The organism is Enemella evansiae (assembly GCF_002250705.1).
Lineage (GTDB): Bacteria > Actinomycetota > Actinomycetes > Propionibacteriales > Propionibacteriaceae > Enemella > Enemella evansiae.
Map to the genome: position 1 here is coordinate 90982 of NZ_NMVP01000012.1, position 21127 is coordinate 112108.

A 21127-nucleotide genomic window follows, 5' to 3' on the forward strand; every position below is an offset into this window, starting at 1 on the left:
ATATAGTGAAGTAACTTGGATCGGAGCGGGCCAGCCCAGGGGGAGACATGACCAGCGGAACTCGGACCGGACCATGCGGCCGCGAGAATCGGCAGCAACGGGACGCGACAGCATTCCTCGATGCCCGGATCGAGGCGCGCCTCGACCTGTTCGAGGCGGACTTGTCGACCTACGGAGACCTGGCGGACTGCGTGGGCGAACTGACCCTCGGAATCCTCCATGACGCCCGTCAGGTACGGGCCGGCATCGCGGGGCCGGCGACGCTGGCCGACGATGTGCGGCTGCGTACCCTCGCCCGGCGCTGGTCGGACCGGCTGACCGACGCGATCGCGCTCTATCGGGATCGGGAGCAGGCCGTGGCGATCGTCGTCCAGCTGGGCGGCTGCCTGGCGTACGCCGCCGTGCACGACGCGCCGCTCAGCCGGGACACGATCGCCCGGGCGGTTCGCTCACTGTCGGAGTGACAGCAGGCGACCCGCAGAGGTGGGAACCGGCCGCCAGGGAGGACGAGTTGTTGCCGGCGGCAGCGTCGGAATTCGCGGCTCGATCCAGGAATCGGCCGGTTTGTTCGTCGATCGCGAATCGAGCCGCAGATTCCGACGGGCGGCCCGTGTGCAGGCGACGCCCCGCCCGCTGCTCGCATCCGCACGGCACGGACAGCTCGCGAATCGGACGATTCTCAAGGCTGACGCCGCGGACCCGCCCGATTCACCGGTCGAGTTCGCCGGGCGCTTCGGACGGGCTGAGTGCGGGCTCATCTCGACATGGCCGCGGGGCGGCCTACTCGATGAGCGTGACGAGGCGGCCGGCGCGTTGAGCGTGGGCGCTCAGCTGCCGGGGGCCTCGCCGACCGGTACCTGCTGGGCGAGGTAGTTCTCGACGCCGACGCGATCGATGGCGTCGAGCTGGCCCTCGAAGAAGTCGGCGTGCTCCTCCTCATCGCGCGCCATCTCCTCGAAGATGGCGGCGGTGGCGTGGTCGCCGAGCTCGTGGCACTCCTTGGCCGCGTCGTTGAACTGGGCCACCGCGGCGTACTCGGAGTCGCGGGCCAGCTCCAACATCTCGCGGGCCTCCTCGCCGACCTGCAGCGGCTTCAGCTTCTGCAGGTTGGGGTGGCCGTCGAAGAACAGGATCCGCTGGATCAGGTCGTCGGCATCCTTCATCTCACCGATGGACAGCTCGTAGAAGACCTTGCCGAGATGCCCCAGGCCGCGGTTGTCGAGCACCCGCGCGGTGAGGAAGTAGGAGTTGATGACGGTCAGTTCGGTGGTGAGCGCGTCGTTCAGCAGTTCGACTACTCGCGGGCTACGCGGCTTCATGTTTCTCCTCGAGGCTGCGGGGGTCTTTGCCCTCACAATAGCGCTCGAGGATTGCGCGGATGGAGTCATGGCAGTTTCCGCAGCCGGTCCCGGCGTCGGTCATCATGCCGACCCGCTCCACCGTCTGGGCACCGCGATGACAGGCGGCCGCCACATCGCGGTCGCTCACCACCTCACAGTGACAGACGATCATGCAGGTAAGGCTAACCTTCACAACTGCCCATCGCCAGCCCTCGTGCCAACAGGTGGCACAGGTCACATCGCGCGCCGCGCGACCTCCAGCGCCCAGTAGGTGAGCACGATGTCGGCGCCGGCGCGGCGGATCGAGGTGAGCGTCTCGTCGATGGTGCGCTCCCGGTCCAGCCAGCCGTTCGCGGCGGCGGCCTCGACCATGGCGTACTCGCCGGAGATGTTGTACGCCGCCACCGGCAGGTCGGTGTGCGCGCGGGCCGCGGCGATCACATCGAGGTAGGCCAGCGCCGGCTTGACCATGATGATGTCGGCACCCTCGGCGACGTCGAGCGCGATCTCGCGGAGCGCGTCGCGGGTGTTCGCCGGGTCCTGCTGATAGGTCCGCCGGTCGCCGACCAGGGAGGAGTTCACCGCCTCCCGGAACGGGCCGTAGAACGCCGAGGCGTACTTCGCGGCGTACGCCAGGATCACCGTCTCGGCATGTCCGGCGGCATCCAGCGCCTCGCGGATCACGCCGACCTGGCCGTCCATCATCCCGCTCGGGCCGACCACGTGGGCGCCCGCCTCGGCGTGCAGCACGGCCATCTCGGCGTACGCCTGCAGGGTCGCGTCGTTGTCGACGACGCCGTCGGCGGTGAGGACGCCGCAGTGGCCGTGGTCGGTGAACTCGTCCAGGCAGACATCGCTCATCACCAGCAGGTCGTCACCGACCTCCTCGCGGACCGCGCGCAGCGCGACATTGAGGATGCCGTCGGGGGCGAGGGCCTGGGAGCCGGTGGCGTCCTTGTGCTCCGGCAACCCGAACAGCATGATCCCGGCCAGTCCGGCCTCGGCGCACTCGGCGGCGGTGCGGCGCAGCGAATCGAGGCTGTGCTGGACCACCCCGGGCATCGAGGTGATCGGCTTCGGCTCGGTCAACCCCTCGGCGACGAAGGCCGGCAGGATCAACCGGCGCGGTTCGACGGCGGTCTCGGCGACCATCGCCCGCAGCACCGGCGAACTGCGCAGCCGCCGGGGACGGCTGGTCGGGAACGGCGCCCCGGGGAACGGTGCGGGTGAGAAGTCGGTCATCGACGCCGGCCGCTGGTACGCCGGTCCGAGGGCTTGGTGACGGTCTCCCCCGCCGCAGTCAGTGCGTCCCGGCGCTCGGCGGCGAAGTTGGCCAGCCCGTCGGCCAGCTCCAGCGCACCGGGGTTGGCGGCCATCACATCGACGCGCAGTCCGTGCTCCTCGCAGGTCCGTGCGGTGGCCGGGCCGATCACCGCGATCACCGTGCTGGCGTGCGGCTTGCCGGCGATCCCGACGAGGTTGCGGACCGTCGAGGAGGAGGTGAACACCACCGCGTCGAAGCGGCCGGTCTTGATCGACTCGCGGACCTCGGCGGGCGGCGGGGCGGCCCGGACGGTGCGGTAGGCGGTGACGTCCTCGACCTCCCAGCCCAGCTTGGCCAGGCCTGCGGACAGGGTCTCGGTGGCGATGTCGGCGCGCGGCAGGAAGACCCGGTTGATCGGGTCCAGCAGCTCGTCGTAGGGCGGCCAGTCGGCGGCCAGCCCGGCCGCCGACTGCTCCCCGGTGGGGACCAGGTCGGGTTCGATGCCCCAGCTGCGCAGTGACGCGGCGGTCACCTTGCCGACCGCGGCGACCTTCAGCCCGGACAGCGCGCGGGCGTCCAGGCCGTATTCCTCGAGCCGTTCGCGGACCGCCTTGACCGCGTTCACCGAGGTGAACGCGACCCACTCGTAGCGGCCCTCGACCAGGCCGCGGACCGCCTTCTCCATCTGCTGCGGGCTGCGCGGCGGCTCGACCGAGATGGTCGGCACCTCCTCGCTGTGCGCGCCGTAGGAACGCAGCCGGTTGGTCATCGGGCCGGCCTGGTCCTTGGTCCGGGGCACCAGCACCCGCCAGCCGAACAGCGGCTTGGTCTCATACCAGGACAGGTCCTCGCGCAGTTCCACCGCGGGCCCGACCATCAGGTGCACCGGTTCCTCGGTGTCGAGCTGGCGGAGTTCGCCCTCGGTGACGGTGTCGGCCAGTTGGGCCAGGGTGCAGGCGACGGTGCGCTGTTCGGTGGAGCCGCCGTAGTAGGTGATCAGGCAGCCCTCCTGCTCGGCCCGCCCGGTGGCCAGCACCGCGGCGGCGACATCGGCGAGCAGGCCGGCCTGGGTGGAGACCACCAGGGTGCCGCTGGCCGCCCACTGGGCGGACTGGGCCTTGGCGACCCGGTCGCCGGTGGAGACGAAGTGGGTGCCGCCGGCGTTGTTCAGCGCGATGCCGGCGTACTCGGGGACGGCGGTCATCGCGGACACCCCGGGCACCACCTCGAAGTCGATGCCGCCGCGGACGCAGGCGGCCGCCTCGTCGGCGACCTGCCCGTCCAGGAACGGGTCGCCGGCGACCAGCCGGACCACCCGGCCGCCACCGGCGGCGAGCTTGAGGACCTGCTTGGCGCGCTGCGAGGGCGGCAGCGACTTGCCCGAGGGCTGGTGCGGCAGCACGGTCACCGGCACGTCCTCGCCGACCTGGACCGAGGGGTGCTCGAAGAGCTGCTCCATGATCTCCGAATCCAGCAGCACCGCGCTGGCCTCGGCGATCGCCGCCACCGCGCCGAGGGTGAGCAGGTCGGGGTCACCGGGCCCGGAGCCGACGAAGATCACCCGCCCGCGCGCCACCGGGGCGGGCGGTGCCTCGGCGGCCGCCGCGCGCCCGTCGGTACCGGTCCTGGCTGACCTCTTGCGAACCCCAGCTGTGCTCAACGTGATCACTCGCGATCTGTCTCGTGGCCCGACTCAAAACCCAACGATTCAACCCAAGCGCGCGAGTGCCTGCCCGGCCAGTTCCCGGCCGAGTTCGGCACCCTGTTCCACCGCGGCCGAACCGGCGATGCGCACTGGGGGCGCGTCATCGGACCCGGCCTGGGCGGAAGTGCTCAAGAAGGTTCTCCCAATAACTGCGGCGAGAGTCAAATCGGTTGACCCGCCCGTCTCGTTGGCTGTTCGTGCCAATACCCCGACCGGCGCCAGGCAACCCGCTTCCAGGGTGCGAAGGAACTCCCGTTCGGCGGTGACGGCGGCCCGGGTGGCCGGGTCGTCGAGCCGGGCGATCAGTTCGGGTACGCCGGGGCGGGCGGCCCGGGCGATCTCGATCGCCAGCGCGCCCTGGGCGGCGGCCGGGGCGAGCACGTCCGGGTCGAGGATCTCGTGGCTGGGCAGCGCGTCGAGCAGCCCGAGGCGGCGCAGCCCGGCGGCGGCGAGCACGGTGGCGTCGACCTCACCGTGTTCGACCAGCGCCAGCCGGGTACCGACGTTGCCGCGGATCGGGCGGAACTCCAGCTGCAGCCCGCGCTCGCGGGCGTACGCCTGCAGCTGGGCCGCGCGGCGCGGCGAGCCGGTCCCGATCACCATGCCGTCGGTGAGGGTGGCCAGGCGCTGCCCGACGAGCACGTCGCGGGGGTCCTCGCGTTCGGGGATCGCGGCGATCTCCAGCCCGGGCGCGGGCGCGGTCGGCAGGTCCTTCATCGAGTGCACGGCGACGTCGACCTCACCGGCCAGCACGGCCTCCCGCACGGCGACGGCGAACACCCCGGTCCCACCGATCTCGGTGAGGTGCCGGCGGTCCACGTCACCGCGGGTGTCGATACCGACCAGTTCGACCTCGGCGCCGAGGGCGCGGAGCCGGTCGGCGACCCATTCGGCCTGCGCGACCGCGAGCGGGGAGCGGCGCGCGCCGATCCGGATCGGGCCGGTGTCCCGGCCGGGTTGCGCCGGGGCGCTCATCGGGGCTGGCTGACCGCGTCGATGGTGGCCGCCTCGAGCGCGAACAGTTCGCGCAGCGCGGCGGCGTAGTCGGGCGAATCCGGTTGGGCGGCGAGCTCCTTGACCCGGACGGTCGGCTGGTGCAGCAGCTTCTCGACGACCCGGCGTACGGTCTGCTCGATCTCGCGGCGCTCCCGCTCCCCCAGCTCGGGCAGCCGGGCGTCGAGGCGGCCCAGTTCGGCGGTCATCACCTCGGTGGCCATGGTGCGCAGCGCGACCACGGTCGGGGCGACGGCCGCGGCCCGGCGCAGCCCGAGGAAGTCGCGGACCTCGCCGAGCACCAGCTCCTCGGCGTCGTCCAGATCGGTCTGCTCGGCGGCCTCGGCGAGGTTGGCCAGGCTGACGAGTTGCACCCCGGGCAGCGCGCCGACGGCCTCGTCGACATCGGCCGGCAGGGCCAGGTCGAGGACACCGGTGATCTGGGTGGCGGCGACCTGGTCGGCGGTGATCCGCAGCCCGCGGGCGCCGGTGCAGCTGATCAGCACATCGGCCTCGGCCATGGCCTGGTCGAGTTCGGCGAGCGGGCGGGCGGTGCCGCCGAGGACGGCGGCCAGCCGTTCGGCCTTGTCCAGGGTGCGGTTCACACAGGTGAGGTGGGCGCCCTGATCGGCGACGGTGTGGGCGGCCAGGGAGGCCATCGACCCGGCGCCGACGACGAGCACCCGGCGGCCGGCGAGCTCGACACCGCGGTCGGTCAGCGCGGCCAGTCCGGCGGTCACCACGGAGCGTCCGGCGGTGCCCGCGCGGGTCTCGGACTGCACCCGCTTGGCGACCCGCAATCCCTGCTGGAACAGGGAATTCAGCGAGGTACCGACGGTGCCGGATTGCTGGGCGGTGCTGTAGGCGCCGCGGACCTGGCCGAGGATCTGGTGTTCACCGGCAACCATCGAATCGAGGCCGGAGGCGACCGCGAAGCAGTGGCTCACCGCCGCCTCGTCGTAGAAGACCGCGCAGTTGTCCTGGATCTCGTCGACCGACACCCCGGTGATGCCGGCCAGCTCGGCGGTGGCCGCGCCCAACCCACCGTGGAAGCGGGTCACCGCGGCGTACACCTCGAGCCGGTTGCAGGTGGACAGCACCACCGCTTCGTCCACGTGCTCGCCGCCCACCAGGGCCTGGGTCAGCTTGCCGGAGGCGTCCGCATCCAGGCTCAGCCGGCCAAGCAGGTCCATCGGGGCCGTCCGGTGGGACAGGCTCACTACCAGGATGCTCAAGTCGGATCCACTTCCTACAGGGTCGCGCTCACACGTCGGTTCGGTCGCCGAATCCGCCGGTGACCATCTCCTCGGCGGAGATCTCATCGGCCAGCGACAACTGTCGATGGTACGCCAGAATCTGCAGCTCGCTGCCCAGGTCGACCTTGCGGACGGTGACATCGGCGGGGACCGCCAGGTTGATCGCGGCGAAGTTGAGCAGGCACTTGATGCCCGCACCGACCAGGGTGTCGGCGACCGGCTGGGCGCTCTCCCCCGGTGTGGTGACCACCCCGATGGTCACCGAGGGGTCGTCGACGACGGCGGACAGGTCGTCCAGGTGGTGGATCGTCAGGCCCTCCACCCGGGTACCGACCAGGCGCGGTTCGACGTCGAAGAGGGCGCTCACCTTGAAGCCGCGGGAGGAGAACCCGGCGTGGTTGACCAGCGCCCGGCCGAGGTTGCCGACCCCGACGATGATCACCGGCCAGTGTTCGGCGGAGCCGATGTTCTGGTCCAGCTGGAAGCGCAGATAGGCGACGTCGTAGCCGACGCCGCGGATGCCGTAGCTGCCGAGGTGGGAGAGGTCCTTGCGCAGCTGGGCGGAGTTCACCCCGGCCGCGGCGGCCAGTTCGCCGGAGGAGATGGTGGCCACCCCGGCGGCGGCGAGGCTGTTCAGTACGCCCAGGTAGGTGGCGAGTCGGGAGACGGTCGCCTCGGGGATCCCGTTGCGGTGGCGTGGCGCATCCGGCGGCTGTGCCGCGCCTGCCTTGTCCCGCCGGTTGGACACCGCGTCCCCTGCCCTGCCACCGGGCTCACCCAACGGCCCGGACTCTCACCGGCAGCCTAACCCACCTTGTGAAGATGTGCACAAGGGCACCGAACGTTCATCGAGTAGCAACCCCGGCGCAGCGAAGCGGAGCCGGGGTTGCGTGTCGAGATGAACTCCCCTCATCTCGACACGCTCGCTGCGCGAGCTACTCGATGAGCGGGGGGACTCGCTGCGCGAGCTACTCGATGAGCGGGGGGACTCGCGGCGCGAGCTACTCGATGAGCGGTGAGATGGGTTCAGCTGGCGTCACCGGCCAGGGCCGCTCTGAGGCGTACCGGGTCGACGCGCCAGAAGTCGTGCTGGCGGCCGTCGACGAAGGTGACCGGCACCTGGTCGGTGTAGGACTCCCGCAGCTGCGGGTCGCCGTCGATGTCGACGGTCTCCCAGCCGGTACCGGTCTCGGCGCAGACCTCGGTGACGATCGCGAGTGCGTCGTCGCAGAGATGGCAGCCCTGGCGGACCAGGACCCGGACCCGGGGCTGGGTCATCGTTCCTCCTCCTCGGTGGCATCGAGCAGATCGCGCAGTTGGCCCTTGCGGATCTTCCCGGTGGTCGAGCGCGGCAGCTTCTTCAGCACCAGCACCTCGGTCGGCAGCTTGTAGCGGGCCAGCCGTTCGGCGGCGTAGGCGAGCACGTCGGCGGTGCTGATCCGCTCGCCGACCAGGAAGGCGACGACCCGTTCCCCGGTGCGCTCGTCGGGCTGGCCGATCACGGCGGCGTCGGTGACCGACGGGTGTTCGGTCAGCACCTCCTCGACCTCGACCGGGAAGACGTTGAAGCCGGAGACGATGACCAGATCGCGGGCCCGGTCGACCAGGAACAGGTCCTCACCGTCGAGATAGCCGACATCCCCGGTACCGAACCAGCCGTCGGCGTCCGGGGCGTCGGCGCCCTCGGGCCAATAACCGGAGAACAGGTTCGCGCCGCGGATGAAGATCTCCCCCGGTTCCTCGGGGCCGGCCCCGGCGGGTTCGGCCGGGTCACCGATCCGCAGTTCCACCCCGGGCATGGCCCGCCCGACGTGGCCCGGGCCGCGCGGTTCGACACCGATCGTGTTGGCCACCCCGGGGGCGGCCTCGGTGAGTCCGTAGCCCTGGTCCAGGCGGATCCCGGTGAGCTGCTGCCAGTGGTCGGCGAGCACGGCGGGCAGCGGTGCGGCGCCGCTGGTGACCAGTTTCAGCCAGCCGGCGGCCGCGGTCAGCCCCTGGGCCTGGCTCAACCGGTAGAGCGCCGAGGGGGTGAGCGGCAGCACGCTGATCCGCTCGGCGTCGAGGATCTGCACCAGGTCGTCGGGCAGTCCGTCGACCAGCACGGTGCGCGCGCCGGTGAAGATCGCGGCGCCGAGGACCGCGTTCAACCCGTAGACGTGGAACAGCGGGAGTGCCGAGAGCACCACCGATTCCGGCCCGGTGGCCCCCTGGGCGGCGTTGTGCTCGCAGTGCGCGAGCAGCGCCCGGTGGCTGAGCATCGCACCCTTCGGATCGGCCGAGGTGCCGGCGGTGTAGATGATGGCGGCGATGTGCTCCGGATCGGCCAGCGGCGGCGGTTGGGCGCCGGCCGCGTGCTGCCGGAAATCGGCCAGCCGGGCCAGCCGTACGCCGGGCAGGTCGGCCTCGGTGAGTTCGGGTACGCCGGGTGGCGGGTCGAGCAGGGCCAGGGCGGCGTCGCTGTGCGCGGCGGCCCGGCGCCACTCGGCCAGCGGCAGTTGCGGGTTGATCGGCACCGCGATGCAGCCCGACCGCAGCGCCCCGAACCAGGCGGCGACGAAGTCGATCGTGTGGCTGGCGGTGATCAGCACCCGGCGACCGCCCCAGGCGCCGAGCGCGTCCAGGCCGGCCGCCGAGTCGGCGACGAGCTGTTCGAGTTCGGCCCAGCTGACCTGCCGGCGCGCGCCGTCGGCGCCGATCTCGACGAGCGCGACCTCGTCGGGGCGCTCGGCCGCGTGTCGCCGTACCAGCTCCGACAGGGTCTGCGGTGACGGGGGCTCTGCCATGCGCCCGAGTCTGGCACGGCGCCGGGCCGCCGCAGGTCGCGGGGTCGCCTAGGGTGTCTGCATGACCCAGTCGGTATCCGGGCCCACGGCAGCAGCGTTCTTCGATCTCGACAACACGATGGTCCGCGGGACCTCGTTGATCCAACTGGGCAAGGGGTTGTACGCCCGGAAGTACTTCAAGCTGGGGATCATCCTGCGCGCGCTGTGGCTGGAGGCGATCTTCCGGGCCACCGGGGCGGAGCACGACGGGCACATCGTGGAGGCCCGGGAGACCGTGCTGGCGGTGATCAAGGGCCGCTCGGTGGACGAGCTGACGCACGACGCCGAGCAGGTCTTCCACGAATCGATCGCGGAGCGGATCTGGCCGCAGGCGCAGGCCCTGGCGGCGAACCATCTGGAGGCCGGGCGGCCGGTCTGGCTGGTCACCGCGGCACCCATCGAGATCGCGGAGGTGGCCGCCCGGCACCTCGGGATGAGTGGGGCGATCGGCACCCGGGCCGAGGCCGTCGACGGGGTCTACACCGGTCGGCTGGAGGGCCCGATGATGCACGGCCCGGCGAAGGCGGATGCGCTGCACACCCTGGTGGCCGAGCACGGATATGACCTGGACCGCTGCGCGGCGTACTCCGACTCCTTCAACGACCTGCCGATGCTCAGCCTGGTCGGCGACCCGCATGTGGTGAACCCGGACGCGGACCTGCTCCGGCACGCCCGCGCCGAGGGGTGGCCGGTGCACGACTTCCGTACCCCGGGCCGGCGCCGGACGATCGTCGGTGCCGCCGTCGGCGGCGCGATCGTCGGCGGGCTGGCGGTCGACCTGGTACGCCGGGTTGGTTCCTAGCCCCCGAAGTTCTGCGTCCAGTAGGTGCCGTACTGCCCACCGGTCGCGTACCCCACGCCGAGGTCGGTGTAGGCGCAGTTCAGGATGTTCGCCCGATGCCCCGCGCTGTTCATCCAGGACTCCATGACGGCGACCGGGGTCGGTTGACCGGCCGCGATGTTCTCCGCCATCCGGTTCCCGGTGTAGCCGGCGTCCCGCATCCGGTCGAACGGGCTGCGGCCGTCCTGACTCGTGTGGCTGAAGTAGTTGTTCTGGGCCATGTCGGTGCTGTGCGCGCGGGCGCTGCTGGCGAGCGCGGGGTTCTCGGTGACGGGACCGCAGCCCGCCTTGGCACGTTCGACGTTCACCAGGCGCAGCACCTCCTGCTCCTGCGGGTTCATCTCCTGGACGGCTGCGGAGGCGACCGGCGCGCTCATTGACGCGACCCCGAGGACGGCTGACGCGATCGCGGCGGACACCAAACTCTTTCGTGATCGGTTCATGGCCGCACGGTAATCAACGCCTGGAGAAATCGCCAGAGACGAAAGTAGGTAGTCGGCGACCGTCGGCGAGCGTCGGCAAGCGAGCCCCCGCTCTGGAAGAGCACCAAGGAGAAATCCCGCGTCACCGACCCGACCGAAAACCCAGTCAGCGCGAGGATTTCGACGACTGCGATGAAGAGCGGGGATTGGGCGAGCGGGCGCGAGCCGACTAGGAAATCAGAAGAACGCGTTCCCGCGGTCCTCGAGCAGCCGGTACAACCGGTTCTGGATGGTGATCCGGACCTGGTCGGTGACGTGGAAGACCGTCATCGGGTCGTCGGCGGCGCCGCGCGGGAGTTCGTCGGTGGTGATCGCCTCGCCGAAGTCGATGATCCACTTCGAGGGCAGCGGGATCATGCCGAGCACGCCGAGCCACGGGAACAGCGGGGTGACCGGGAAGTACGGGAAACCGAAGGCCTTGGCGATCGCGGGCGCGGTCGAGATCAGCGGGAAGATCTCCTCCGAGCCGACGATGGAGACCGGCACGATCGGCGTCTCGGCGCGGATCGCGGTGGAGACGAAGCCGCCGCGGCCGAAGCGCTGCAGCCGGTACCGGTCGGCGTACAGCTTGCCGAGCCCCTTGAAACCCTCGGGGAAGACCGAGACGAGTTCGCCGGATTCCAGCAGCCGGGCGGCGTCCTCGGGGCAGGCGACGGTGGAGCCGGTACGCCGGGCGAAGTCGTGCATGAACGGGGTCTTGAAGACCAGGTCCGCACCCAGCATCCGCGGCTGCCGGCCGGTCTCGTCGCGGACCACGCCCTGCAGCACCAGGGCGTCGATCGGCATCGCGCCGGCGTGGTTGGAGACCAGCAGCGCCGGGCCGTCGGCGGGAATGTTCTCCACCCCGCGTACCTCGACCCGGAACCAGCGCCGGGCCAGGAACATGATCAACGGCTGGTAGACGCGCTCGGTGAACTCCGGGTCGTAGCCGAACTGGTCCACCGCGTAGTCGCCGGTGAGCCGGTCATGGGCGAAGGCGATCAGCTCCTCCACCGACTCCTGCCAGTCGACGCCGAGCCGCTGACCCAGCGTGAACAGGGTGGCCAGCGGGTCCGCGGCGGCCTCCCGCCACTGCTCCACCGGCACCTCGGCGAACCGCTCCCGCAGCGAGAGCAGGCCCTCGGCCAGTTCGGCGATCAGATCGGGGCGCTGCCCCTCGAAATCCTCGCCCTCGTCGTGCTCGGTCCCCTCGGCGCTCATCCGGCTCCCCCGATCCGGCCGCGGGTCAGCAGTCGCCCGACGACATCAAGTGCCTGATCCACCGGGCCTTCGGCGAGCGTGCCGGGGGTGGACAGGGCGGCGAACTCCTCGACGGCACGCCGGGAGGTGTAGTGCGGGCGTACCTCGGTGGCCTCGACGAAGGCGGTGGTGTCGAGCACCCGGCCCCAGGTGAGGGTGCGCAGGTCGCTGGAGCTGAAGCTGACGAGCCGGGTACGCCGGCCCAGTCCGCTGACGAGTTCGGAGGCCTCGATCGGTACGCCGATTCCGGGCCGGCCGAGGATGCCGAGGATCTGGGAGAGGGTGAGCACGTCGTCGGCGCCGACGTTGAAGGTGCCGGGCACGTCGTGCCGGGTGACCGCCTCGAGCGCGGCGACCGCATCCGCCGGGTGCAGGAACTGCAGCCGGGCGTCGTAGCCGAGCGGGCGCGGCACCACCGGCAGCGACAGCCACCTGGTGAGCTGGGTGCGTACGCCGCCGCCGATCAGCGGCGCGGGGCGGATCACGGTGCGCACGACGTCGGGCCGGCGTACCCCGAAACCGCCGAGGTAGCTCTCCACCTCCAGCGCGTCGCGCGGGAAGCCGGTGCGGGCGGGATGCCGACCGGCCATCGCCTCGGTGAAGCGGGCCGGGTCGATCGGCCCGGAACCGTAGACGCCGCCGCTGCTGAGCAGCACGAACTTCTTGAACGACGGCGCCTTCTGGCAACCGGCGAGCAGCTGCATGGTGCCGATGACGTTGGCCTCTTTGGCCGAGGCCCGGCTGCGCTCGGAGTCGGCGAGACCGAGATGCACGACGGTGTCGACCTGCCGGTCGAGCACGACCCTGGTCAGCACGGGGCTGCGCAGGTCGGCGCGCACGTAGCGGGCCCGACCGAGCTCATGGGTGGGCGCCGTGGCGTCCAGCCCGATCACCTCACGGTCACCGGAGGCGGCCAGCGCCCGGGCGAATCGAGCACCCAGGTCGCGCGACACCCCGGTGACCAGGACGACCCGCGACATCGGCGGAAGCGACTACTTGCCGGCGCGGCGACGCTGGATTCGCGTCCGCTTCAGCAGCTTGCGGTGCTTCTTCTTCGCCATGCGCTTGCGACGCTTCTTGATGACCGAACCCACAGGTGGTGCCTCTCGAACTGAACAAAGTATGGACTGGCCCGGCGGGTCCGCCGGACAAGTACCGCACTCTACCGCACAATGCCGCACCCGCTCACCTCGAGCGATCGCTCACCCGGAGCGCTGCCGGGCCCGGTAGGCCGCGACATTGGCCTTGTTGCCACAGCCGGCGTCGCAGAATCGCCGGGACCGGTTGCGGGAGAGGTCCACGAGCACGTTCTCGCAGTCCTCGGCGGCGCAGTGCTGCAGCCGGGACAGCTCGCCGAGGCGGATCACGTCGACCAGCGCCATCGCCAGTTCGACCGCGAACCGATCGGCGAGCGGGGCATCCGTCGGGATCGCGTGAATATGCCAGCCGAAGCCGTCGTGGCGGGCGAGCTGCGGCAGCGCCCGGTGCCGGCGCAGCACCTCGTTGGTGCGCTCGACCGCCTCGGCCTCGTCGGTGGTCCACAGGGCCGCCAGCTTGCCGCGCACCCGGCGTACCTGCTCCAGGTCCGCCTCGGTGGCGGCCCGCGAACCCGAGTACTGCCAGCGCTCGACGAAGGCGTCGAGCTCGCCGACCGTGGTCAGGGTGTCCGGTTCGTTGGCGGTGTTGATCAGCGCGGCGACGGCCTGCAGGGAGAGCTCGACGTCAGGATCAAAAAGCATCTTGACTCCTTACCCGGCGGGGACCTAGTGTCATCGGTGAACCACTGATTGACCCATTACATTACCGCACTCACCGGGGGAGGTGCCGTCCCGATGACCGTTTCGCAGCCCGTGCTCGATGAGCGCGCCGCCGTGGCGACCCGCGCCGGTGGCGGGCTGACCCTGGCCCTGATCTCGGCCGCCGCATTCAGCATGGCGGGCCCGTTCGGCCAGTCGCTGCTGCTGATCGGCTGGTCCCCCGGCGCGGTGGTGCTGCTCCGCCTGACGCTGGCCACCCTGGCCCTGCTGCCGCTCGCGCTGCGGGCGCTGGCCGGCCGCTGGCGGCGTACCCTCAACGCCTGGCCGCTGCTGCTGGCCTACGGCGCACTCGGCGCCGCGGGCTGCCAGCTCTTCTATTTCATGGCGGTGCAGCGACTGTCGGTCTCGGTGGCGCTGATGCTGGAGTACTCCTCGCCGGTGCTGATCGTGCTCGGCGCCTGGCTGATCACCCGGCGCCGGCCGGGTCCGATGACGCTGACGGGCACCGTGATCGCGATGCTCGGGCTGGCGCTGGTGCTGAACGTGTTCGGCGGGGTACGCCTGGATGCGCTCGGGATCGTCTTCGGCCTGCTGGCCGCACTCGGCTCGGCGACCTATTTCGTGGTGGGATCGCGCAGCAGCGCCGACCTGCCGCCGATCGTGCTGGCCACCGGCGGGCTCGGCATCGGGGCGGTGATCCTGCTGGTCTTCGGGCTGATCGGGGTACTGCCGCTGACCGTCGTCCCGGGCCAGGTCGTCCTCGGCGGGACCTCGATGGGCTGGTGGGTGCCCCTGCTCGGCATCGCGCTGATCTCCGGTTCGGTCTCGTACGCCACCGGGATCGCCGCGAGCACCCGGCTGGGCCCGCGGGTCGCCTCCTTCGTCGGCCTGCTGGAGCTGCTCTTCGCCTGCCTGCTGGCCTGGTTGCTGGTCGGCGAACGCCCGGGCGTCGGTCAGCTCGTCGGCGGCGCGGTGATCCTGCTCGGCATCACGCTGGTGAAGTGGGACGAGCTACGCGCCGGTTCGCCCCAGCTCGTGGAATAGCGGGCGGCGAGACACCCGGAGCTGTCGCCAGACCCCAGTTGCAGCAGGGGTCTCGCCACAGCTTCTGGTGTCTCGCGGGGTTCGGTCAGCCGGCTCGGCGGGCGGCATGGCCGGCGGCGTCAAGGATGGTACGCCGCAGCTCGGCGAGGTCGTCGAGTTCGCGGGCGATCACCCGCACCAGCCACCGGCCGCTGGCCCGGCGCAGTTCCTCCTCGCGCGACTTCTCGGCCCGGATCACATCGGCCACGCCCTGACCGGGGCGCAGCAACCGGCCGTACTTGATCTCGCCGTCGAACTCGGCGCAGACACCCCACTCCGGCCAGTCGAAATCCACCCGGGCCACCGGCACGCCGCGGTGGTCGAAGAACTCGACCTGCAACTTCGGCGCGGGCAGGCCGGCGCAGTGGAACGCCCAGCGCGTCCAGGACTCCCCCGCGCTCTCTGCCAACCGGTCGGCGAACAGCAGCACCCGGCGGGCGTTCGCATTGCCCCGCCGGCCGCGCTCTCGCCCGATCCGCTCAAGCAGCTCCGCGCGGTCGAGGCCCAGAGCGAGTGCCCGGTCCGCGACCGCCACCGCGTCTGCGGGCTGCAGCGCCCGGATGAGGTCCAGCACCGTGGTCGGCAGATCGGTCACCACCAGCTCTTCGACCACGACCGTCGGGATCTCCTGCGTGACCCGATGCAGATAGCTGCGATCGAGCCGCTTGCTGCCGGTATTGCGGCCCTGCTTGGTCAGGTGCACCCGAGCCAGGCTGCGCAACGGCACCGGCAGGTCGTGCAGGACCGCGGCGGAGACATGACTGAGGACGGCGTCGGGATGGGCGGCCGCCACGGCCTGGATCAACGCACGGTGTTGTTGTTCGGCGACGAGGCGCTGGTCCGGCCCGCGGAGGTAGGCGCCGCGGCGTACCCGGTGAAGTTCACCGATGTCGACCAGGTGCCGGATGTCGGGATGCCGGAGCCCCTCGGCCAGGAGCTCCGCGGTCGTGACGATCTGCATGAACCCAGCCCAGCAGGAAGCCGCGGGCACCGAGTAGGCCCGGACCGTCAACCTGTGGACAACTCGCGGATCCGCCTCGAAGCAGGTCCTCCGGGGAGACACCAATTACTGTCCCCAGACCCCCGTTGCAGCAGGGGCCTCGCTACAGTTTCTGGTGTCTCGCGGGCGGGCGGATCGGTCAGCCGGCTCGCTCAGCCGGCGTCGAAGTAGGAGCCCTTGAGGTAGTCGTTGACGGCCTTCTCGGGTACCCGGAAGCTGCGTCCGAAGCGGACGGCCTCGAGGTCGCCACCGTGGATCAGCCGATAGACCGACATCTTGGAGACCCGCATGATCGCGGCCACCTCGGCCACGGTCAGGAACTTGACCTCGGACAGCCCACCGACGGCCGTCAGGTTGGGCCGGTCCTTGGAATCGTTCATGGTGCGCACCTCTCGCACGTGACGAAACCGCCGGCTTTCCCTCCGGCGTGTTGCACGTGCTGCACGTGACAGTAGTGGTAAAAGGGGCCGCTGAAAAGTGTTCGGCGGAACCCTCCACCCGCGGTTCAGTAGTCGGGGTCGAGCCCGAACTCGGGGAAGACCGCCCGCCGGGTCGCGATGATCGCCTGATCCACCCGGGAGGACGGGTTGTAGCCCTGGCTGATCGACTCGAAGCTCGGATCGGCCCCGTCGCCCATGGTCGACGGCGCGGTCTCACCGACCAGGTCGCACCAGGCCTGCGGGGTCGGGGTGGTTGGGTCGATCGGCTGCCCGGCGAGGATCGCCAGCAGGTGCGCCCAGGCCCGCGGTACCACCGAGTCCAGGGCGTACCCGCCACCGCCGGTGGCCACCCAACGCCCACCGGCGTACCGATCGGCCAGCTCGGCGATCAGTTCGTACGACCGCCGCTGCCCCTCGACCGAGAGCGACAGGTCGGTCAGCGGATCCAGCCGATGCGAATCGCATCCGTGCTGGCTGATCAGAATGTCCGGCTGGAATTCCTCGACCAGCGGTGGGACGACCGCCTCGAAGGCCCGCAGCCAGCCGGCGTCGTCGATCCCCGGCGGCAGCGCCACGTTGACCGCGCTGCCCGGGGCGTCCTTGCCGCCGGTCTCGGAGGCGAAACCGGTACCGGGGAACAGGTGGATCGGCGACTCGTGCAGGCTGATCGTGAGCACATCCGGGTCGTTGTACATGATCGACTGCACCCCGTCGCCGTGGTGGGCGTCCACATCGAGGTAGAGGATCCGCTGCGCGCCCTGTTGCTGCAGCCAGCGGATCGCGACCGCGCAGTCGTTGTAGACGCAGAAACCGCTGGTCGCCGACGGCATCGCATGGTGCAGCCCGCCGGAGAGGTTCGCCGCGCGCAGCGCCTGCCCGGTCCACACCTGTCGGGCCGCCTCGACGGTCCCGGCGCAGACGCGGGCGGCGATCTCGTGCATCCCGACCACCAGCGGGTTGTCGGCGGTGCCGATGCCGTACTTGGTGTTCACCCGGTCGGCCTTGACCGCCTCGATGTAGTCCTCGGTGTGCACCAACCGGACCAGGTCGTCATCGCTGGCCGGCGGTTCGATGACCTCGAGCTGATCGAGTACGCCGAGTTGGCGGGCGAGTTCGACGGCCAGCCGGACCCGGCCGGGGCCCATCGGATGACCGGTGCCGAAGTCGTAACGGGAGAGTTCGTCGGAGTGCACCAGTCGTGCTCGCATGCTCGCCGCCTCTCACCCGCTCCTGTGTCCGGGGCGAGACTACGGGACGGCCCGGGCAGATTCACAGTCGAGCAGCAGCGCCCGGACCCGGTCCCCGCAGCCACCGCAACCCGATCCTGCCCGGGTCTCCCGGCGTACCGCGGCGACCGAGTCGGCACCGGCGTCGATCGCGTCGACCACCGCGGCCTCGGACACCCCGGCGCACCGGCACAGTGGATCGTCCGCCCGGGCGGATCCGGTTCCCGCGCCCCCGCCGGCGGGGGCGTCGAGACGCAGCAGCAGTGACGGATCGGTCGGCGGTTCGGCCCCGGTACGCTGCAGCACCGCCAGTTCGGCGGCGGCCCGCGGGAGTCCGAGGGCGACGAAGCCCGCCAGCCGATCCTCGCGGACCACCAGTTTCAGGAACCGGCCGCCGACCCCGTCGACCCAGTGCGCGACCCGCGGCGCGGCGGGGTCGGGATCGTGCTCCCACGGTTCGCCGGCGGTCTCCCCGGCCGCGACCAGTTCCAGCCCGCGCGCCTTCAATCGGACCACCACCGGCTCCTCGGTCGGCATCGGCTCGACCGGCCCGCTGGCGGTGTCGAGTTCGGCCCGCCAGCGGGCCGCCAGCCACTCGGCCTGCTGCCAACCGGGCGCGATCAGGCCGGCCGGTCCACGACCCCGGCGGGCCGGGCAGACGGTGCAGACCGGGTCGGTGCACCGGACCTCGGCGCAGTCGCCGATCGCGAACACCCGGGCCTGCGGGTCCGCCTCCAGCTCGTGGTTGACCACGATCCCCGCCTCGGTGGTCAGCCCCGCTCCCTCGGCGATCCGGGTGTTGACGCGTACCCCGCAGGACAGCACCAGCAGGTCCCCGGTGATGACCTGACCGTCGGCCAGCCGCAGCCCGCGGAAGGCCCGCTGCTCATCGAGCAGCACCTCGCGGGCCACCGCGTCGGGGATCACCCGCAGGCCCCGGTCGGCGACCGCCCGATCCAGCATCGCGCCGCCGACCCGATCGCAGGAACGGGTCAGCAGCCACGGCGCGGCATGCACCACCGACACCGGGCAGCCGGCCTCCCGCGCGGCCAGCGCGACCTCCAGCCCGAGTACGCCACCGCCGAGCACCACCACCCGGCCACCCTCGGTGACGCAGGCGCGCATCCGGTCGGCGTCGGCGACGGTGCGCAGCGCGGTGACCCCGGTCGGCAGTGGGATGAGCGCGGCGGGATCGGGATTGAGCCCGCGCAGGTTGGGAATGTTGGGCCGGGCGCCGACGGCGAGCACGACCAGGTCGTAGCCGACGACCAGCTCCTCGGCACCGCGGTGGGCGTGGGCCTGCCGCGCCGCGCGATCCAGCCAGTCCACCCGGGTGCCCAGTTCGACGCGTACGCCGCGGCGGCGCCAGTCGTCGAGATCGACCAGTTCCAGGCCCTCGGCATCGAGCCAGCCGACGCCGTACTCCCCCACCAGCACCCGGTTGTAACCCGGCCGCTCCTCCTCGCCGAGCACGGTGACCCGCAACCGGCCCGTCTCGACCAGCGGCAGCAGCTCCTCGACCAGGCGTACCGCCACCGGACCGAAGCCGATGACCAGCACGTGATCGCCGGCGGTCAGGGTGTGCTTGCGCATGCGTTCTCCTTGCTGGGCAGGGATCCGACGGCCGACAGCAGGACCGGGGTGGCCTTGAACTCCGGCATCCCGGAGACCGGATCGGTCCGTGCGGTGACGAGTCGGTTGACCGCCTGTTCGTCGGCGAAGTGGAACGGCCAGAACACCGTGTCGGGGCGGATCGCGGCGCTCAGCTCGACCCGGACCTGCGACGCGCCCGCCGCGCTCGTCAACCGCGCGGGTTCACCGTCGGCCAGCCCGAATCGGGCCGCGGTGTCCGGATGCACCTGCACGGTGGCGTGCGGCCGGGCGGCCGCCAGCGAGGCGACGCGGCGGGTCTGGGTGCCGGACTGGTAGTGCTCCAGCAGCCGGCCGGTGGTGAGGGTGAGCAGGGCGCCGGGGCCGGCCGGCGGTCGGGTCGGCAGCAACCGGGCGCGGCCGTCGGGATGGGCGAAGCGCTCGGTGAACGGGCGTGGGGTGTCGGCACCGCTGCCGGCCGGGCAGGGCCAGTGGTGGGCCCGGGGCTCGTCGAGGCGGTGATGGCTCAGCCCGGAATAGTCGGCCCGCCCGCCCTCGGAGGCGCGGGCCAGCTCGTCGAAGACCTCCGCCGGATCGTCCGACCAGTGGCCGGGTGCAGCGAGCCGGGTCGCGAGCTCGGTGAGGATCGTCAGCTCACTGACCACCCCGGCCGGCGGGTCGATCGCGCGGCGACGGCGCAGCACCCGGCCCTCCAGATTGGTCATCGTGCCCTCCTCCTCCGCCCACTGGGTGGCGGGCAGCACCAGGTCGGCGTGGCGCGCTGTCTCGGAGACGAAGAAATCGCTCACCACAAGGAAATCCAGCCGATCCAGGGCCGCCGCGACGGCACCGGCGTCGGGTGCGGACACGACCGGATTGGCACCGTTGATCCACAGGCAGCGCACCCCGCCGGGGCGGCCGAGCTCACGCAGCAGCTGCACCGCGGGCAACCCCGGGCCTGGGATGCTCTCCGGGTCGACACCCCAGACGGCGGCGACCGCGGCCCGGTCCGCCGGGTCGGCGATGCTGCGATAGCCGGGCAGCTGATCCGCCTTCAGCCCGTGCTCGCGGGCACCCTGCCCGTTGCCCTGCCCGGTCAGCGTGCCCCAGCCGGAGCGCCGGCCACCGGGCAGACCGAGCAGCAGTGCCAGGTTGATGGCGGCGGTCACGGTGTCGGTGCCGTCGGTGTGCTGTTCGACGCCGCGCCCGGTGAGCAGGTAGGTCCCGCGCGGCCCCTCGGCCAGCCGGTGGGCGGCGCGGCGCAGCTGGGTGGCCGGTACGCCGGTGACCTGCTCGACCCGCTCCGGCCACCAGGCGTTGAGGGTACGCCGCAGCGCCGCCAGGCCGGTGGTGCGCTCGGCCAGATAGGCGGTGTCGGCCAGCCCGTCGGCGAGCACGATGTGCGCCAGCCCGAGCAGCAGGGCCTGATCGGTGCCGGGGCGGGGCTGCAGATGCATCCCGGCACCGTCGGCGGTCAGCTCGGCGGTGGCGCTGCGGCGCGGATCCACCACGATCAGGCCACCGGCGGCGCGGGCGCCGGCCAGGTGCCGGACGAACGGCGGCATCGTCTCGGCGACGTTGGAACCGAGCAGCAGCACGGTGTGCGCGTCGGCGAGATCGGTGACCGGGAAGGGCAGGCCGCGGTCCAGGCCCAGGGACCGGTTCGCTGCGGTCGCCGCGGAGCTCATGCAGAACCGGCCGTTGTAGTCGACCCGGCTGGAGCCGAGCGCCAGGCGTACGAATTTTCCAAGCTGGTAGGCCTTTTCGTTGGTCAGCGAGGCACCGCCGAAGACCCCGTTGGCATCCGGGCCGTGGGCGGCGCGGGTCGCGATCAGTGCGGTGATCCAGCGCTCGTACGCCTGCTGCCAGGTCACCGGTCGCAGCTCCCCGTCCGGGCCACGGAGCAGGGGCTGGGTGATCCGGTCGGTACGGTTCAGCAGTTCCCCGGCCGTCCACCCCTTGCGGCACAGGCCGCCGCCGTTGGTCGGGAAGTCGCGGCCGTCCACGCTCACCCCCGCCGGTGCGGGGGTGAGCGTCATCGCACACTGGAGTGCACAGTAGGGACAGTGGGTATCGGTCATCTGCCCAC

The 21127-nt window shown here is 71.5% G+C and carries 22 protein-coding genes; 3 read left to right on the forward strand and 19 right to left on the reverse strand.

Annotation, left to right across the window (positions count from 1 at the left end):
* The first annotated feature begins 47 nt into the window (after positions 1 to 47).
* On the forward strand, positions 48 to 464 hold the full coding sequence (locus tag BI335_RS09055; protein ID WP_094430443.1) for a hypothetical protein: 417 nt from the start codon (positions 48 to 50) through the stop codon (positions 462 to 464).
* Positions 465 to 827: 363 nt separating this feature from the next.
* Here BI335_RS09055 and bfr read toward each other — a convergent pair whose 3' ends face one another.
* The 9 genes from bfr to BI335_RS09100 all read right to left on the reverse strand — a co-directional run bounded on the left by bfr (position 828) and on the right by BI335_RS09100 (position 9341).
* Positions 828 to 1319 (reverse strand): bacterioferritin, encoded by a 492-nt coding sequence (gene bfr, locus BI335_RS09060; protein WP_094357404.1) that lies wholly within the window; start codon positions 1317 to 1319, stop codon positions 828 to 830.
* Positions 1306 to 1512 carry a (2Fe-2S)-binding protein gene (locus tag BI335_RS09065; RefSeq protein WP_094357406.1) on the reverse strand — a complete coding sequence of 69 codons (207 nt, stop codon included), beginning with the start codon at positions 1510 to 1512 and terminating at the stop codon, positions 1306 to 1308. The genes bfr and BI335_RS09065 overlap by 14 nt, the downstream gene beginning before the upstream one ends.
* A gap of 62 nt (positions 1513 to 1574) precedes the next feature.
* Complete coding sequence (hemB, locus tag BI335_RS09070) at positions 1575 to 2582, reverse strand: porphobilinogen synthase (protein ID WP_094430445.1); 1008 nt, start codon at positions 2580 to 2582, stop codon at positions 1575 to 1577.
* Positions 2579 to 4180: a bifunctional uroporphyrinogen-III C-methyltransferase/uroporphyrinogen-III synthase gene (locus BI335_RS09075; RefSeq protein ID WP_094430447.1), complete on the reverse strand. Its 1602-nt coding sequence runs from the start codon at positions 4178 to 4180 to the stop codon at positions 2579 to 2581. The genes hemB and BI335_RS09075 overlap by 4 nt, the downstream gene beginning before the upstream one ends.
* Positions 4181 to 4312: 132 nt before the next feature.
* A complete protein-coding gene (hemC, locus tag BI335_RS09080) occupies positions 4313 to 5284 on the reverse strand; it encodes a hydroxymethylbilane synthase (protein WP_094430449.1) in 972 nt (323 codons plus the stop codon).
* Positions 5281 to 6537 (reverse strand): glutamyl-tRNA reductase, encoded by a 1257-nt coding sequence (locus BI335_RS09085; RefSeq protein ID WP_094357414.1) that lies wholly within the window; start codon positions 6535 to 6537, stop codon positions 5281 to 5283. The genes hemC and BI335_RS09085 overlap by 4 nt, the downstream gene beginning before the upstream one ends.
* Before the next feature lie 28 nt (positions 6538 to 6565).
* Positions 6566 to 7306: a redox-sensing transcriptional repressor Rex gene (locus BI335_RS09090; RefSeq protein WP_094430452.1), complete on the reverse strand. Its 741-nt coding sequence runs from the start codon at positions 7304 to 7306 to the stop codon at positions 6566 to 6568.
* Between the two features lie 278 nt (positions 7307 to 7584).
* Positions 7585 to 7836, reverse strand: coding sequence for a glutaredoxin family protein (locus BI335_RS09095; protein ID WP_094405079.1), 252 nt, complete (start codon positions 7834 to 7836; stop codon positions 7585 to 7587).
* The gene (locus BI335_RS09100) at positions 7833 to 9341 is read right to left on the reverse strand and encodes a class I adenylate-forming enzyme family protein (RefSeq protein ID WP_094430454.1); all 1509 of its coding nucleotides are present in this window, start codon (positions 9339 to 9341) and stop codon (positions 7833 to 7835) included. The genes BI335_RS09095 and BI335_RS09100 overlap by 4 nt, the downstream gene beginning before the upstream one ends.
* Positions 9342 to 9402: 61 nt before the next feature.
* Here BI335_RS09100 and BI335_RS09105 point away from each other — a divergent pair, with 61 nt between their 5' ends.
* Positions 9403 to 10182, forward strand: a complete 780-nt coding sequence (locus BI335_RS09105; protein WP_094430456.1) for an HAD family hydrolase — start codon at positions 9403 to 9405, stop codon at positions 10180 to 10182.
* On the opposite strand, the gene BI335_RS09110 is transcribed toward BI335_RS09105, so the two are convergent.
* From BI335_RS09110 to BI335_RS09130, 5 genes are all read right to left on the reverse strand, one after another.
* On the reverse strand, positions 10179 to 10598 hold the full coding sequence (locus BI335_RS09110) for a CAP domain-containing protein (protein WP_229119519.1): 420 nt from the start codon (positions 10596 to 10598) through the stop codon (positions 10179 to 10181). The genes BI335_RS09105 and BI335_RS09110 overlap by 4 nt on opposite strands.
* A 282-nt stretch (positions 10599 to 10880) precedes the next feature.
* Positions 10881 to 11903: a lysophospholipid acyltransferase family protein gene (locus BI335_RS09115; protein ID WP_094430460.1), complete on the reverse strand. Its 1023-nt coding sequence runs from the start codon at positions 11901 to 11903 to the stop codon at positions 10881 to 10883.
* Entirely contained in the window at positions 11900 to 12922 is a 1023-nt protein-coding gene (locus tag BI335_RS09120) for an NAD-dependent epimerase/dehydratase family protein (protein WP_094430462.1), read from the reverse strand. Before BI335_RS09120 ends, BI335_RS09115 begins: the two co-directional genes overlap by 4 nt.
* A gap of 12 nt (positions 12923 to 12934) precedes the next feature.
* Positions 12935 to 13036 (reverse strand): 30S ribosomal protein bS22, encoded by a 102-nt coding sequence (locus BI335_RS09125; RefSeq protein ID WP_042842924.1) that lies wholly within the window; start codon positions 13034 to 13036, stop codon positions 12935 to 12937.
* A gap of 108 nt (positions 13037 to 13144) precedes the next feature.
* On the reverse strand, positions 13145 to 13681 hold the full coding sequence (locus BI335_RS09130; RefSeq protein WP_094430464.1) for a CGNR zinc finger domain-containing protein: 537 nt from the start codon (positions 13679 to 13681) through the stop codon (positions 13145 to 13147).
* A 93-nt stretch (positions 13682 to 13774) separates the two neighbouring features.
* On the opposite strand from BI335_RS09130, the gene BI335_RS09135 reads away from it, so the two are divergent.
* A complete protein-coding gene (locus BI335_RS09135; RefSeq protein ID WP_094430467.1) occupies positions 13775 to 14743 on the forward strand; it encodes an EamA family transporter in 969 nt (322 codons plus the stop codon).
* A gap of 85 nt (positions 14744 to 14828) precedes the next feature.
* Here the strand turns inward: BI335_RS09135 and BI335_RS09140 are convergent, their stop codons facing one another.
* The 5 genes from BI335_RS09140 to BI335_RS09160 form a co-directional block, all read right to left on the reverse strand.
* On the reverse strand, positions 14829 to 15743 hold the full coding sequence (locus BI335_RS09140; protein WP_094358891.1) for a type IV toxin-antitoxin system AbiEi family antitoxin domain-containing protein: 915 nt from the start codon (positions 15741 to 15743) through the stop codon (positions 14829 to 14831).
* A gap of 191 nt (positions 15744 to 15934) precedes the next feature.
* A complete protein-coding gene (locus tag BI335_RS09145; RefSeq protein WP_094358893.1) occupies positions 15935 to 16162 on the reverse strand; it encodes a helix-turn-helix domain-containing protein in 228 nt (75 codons plus the stop codon).
* Between the two features lie 125 nt (positions 16163 to 16287).
* Positions 16288 to 17430 (reverse strand): acetoin utilization protein AcuC, encoded by a 1143-nt coding sequence (locus BI335_RS09150; RefSeq protein WP_094430469.1) that lies wholly within the window; start codon positions 17428 to 17430, stop codon positions 16288 to 16290.
* A 39-nt stretch (positions 17431 to 17469) separates the two neighbouring features.
* Positions 17470 to 19041, reverse strand: a complete 1572-nt coding sequence (locus BI335_RS09155; protein ID WP_094430471.1) for an FAD-dependent oxidoreductase — start codon at positions 19039 to 19041, stop codon at positions 17470 to 17472.
* Positions 19023 to 21119, reverse strand: coding sequence for a molybdopterin oxidoreductase family protein (locus BI335_RS09160; protein ID WP_094430473.1), 2097 nt, complete (start codon positions 21117 to 21119; stop codon positions 19023 to 19025). Before BI335_RS09160 ends, BI335_RS09155 begins: the two co-directional genes overlap by 19 nt.
* Positions 21120 to 21127 lie beyond the last annotated feature (8 nt).

Bases quoted from the DNA above. Each gene is read 5' to 3' on its own strand.
- BI335_RS09055 (WP_094430443.1), top strand. From the start codon at position 48: ATGACCAGCGGAACTCGGACCGGACCATGCGGCCGCGAGAATCGGCAG.
- bfr (WP_094357404.1), bottom strand. From the start codon at position 1,319: ATGAAGCCGCGTAGCCCGCGAGTAGTCGAACTGCTGAACGACGCGCTC.
- BI335_RS09065 (WP_094357406.1), bottom strand. From the start codon at position 1,512: ATGATCGTCTGTCACTGTGAGGTGGTGAGCGACCGCGATGTGGCGGCC.
- hemB (WP_094430445.1), bottom strand. From the start codon at position 2,582: ATGACCGACTTCTCACCCGCACCGTTCCCCGGGGCGCCGTTCCCGACC.
- hemC (WP_094430449.1), bottom strand. From the start codon at position 5,284: ATGAGCGCCCCGGCGCAACCCGGCCGGGACACCGGCCCGATCCGGATC.
- BI335_RS09095 (WP_094405079.1), bottom strand. From the start codon at position 7,836: ATGACCCAGCCCCGGGTCCGGGTCCTGGTCCGCCAGGGCTGCCATCTC.
- BI335_RS09100 (WP_094430454.1), bottom strand. From the start codon at position 9,341: ATGGCAGAGCCCCCGTCACCGCAGACCCTGTCGGAGCTGGTACGGCGA.
- BI335_RS09105 (WP_094430456.1), top strand. From the start codon at position 9,403: ATGACCCAGTCGGTATCCGGGCCCACGGCAGCAGCGTTCTTCGATCTC.
- BI335_RS09110 (WP_229119519.1), bottom strand. From the start codon at position 10,598: ATGAGCGCGCCGGTCGCCTCCGCAGCCGTCCAGGAGATGAACCCGCAG.
- BI335_RS09115 (WP_094430460.1), bottom strand. From the start codon at position 11,903: ATGAGCGCCGAGGGGACCGAGCACGACGAGGGCGAGGATTTCGAGGGG.
- BI335_RS09120 (WP_094430462.1), bottom strand. From the start codon at position 12,922: ATGTCGCGGGTCGTCCTGGTCACCGGGGTGTCGCGCGACCTGGGTGCT.
- BI335_RS09130 (WP_094430464.1), bottom strand. From the start codon at position 13,681: ATGCTTTTTGATCCTGACGTCGAGCTCTCCCTGCAGGCCGTCGCCGCG.
- BI335_RS09135 (WP_094430467.1), top strand. From the start codon at position 13,775: ATGACCGTTTCGCAGCCCGTGCTCGATGAGCGCGCCGCCGTGGCGACC.
- BI335_RS09140 (WP_094358891.1), bottom strand. From the start codon at position 15,743: ATGCAGATCGTCACGACCGCGGAGCTCCTGGCCGAGGGGCTCCGGCAT.
- BI335_RS09145 (WP_094358893.1), bottom strand. From the start codon at position 16,162: ATGAACGATTCCAAGGACCGGCCCAACCTGACGGCCGTCGGTGGGCTG.
- BI335_RS09150 (WP_094430469.1), bottom strand. From the start codon at position 17,430: ATGCGAGCACGACTGGTGCACTCCGACGAACTCTCCCGTTACGACTTC.
- BI335_RS09155 (WP_094430471.1), bottom strand. From the start codon at position 19,041: ATGCGCAAGCACACCCTGACCGCCGGCGATCACGTGCTGGTCATCGGC.
- BI335_RS09160 (WP_094430473.1), bottom strand. From the start codon at position 21,119: ATGACCGATACCCACTGTCCCTACTGTGCACTCCAGTGTGCGATGACG.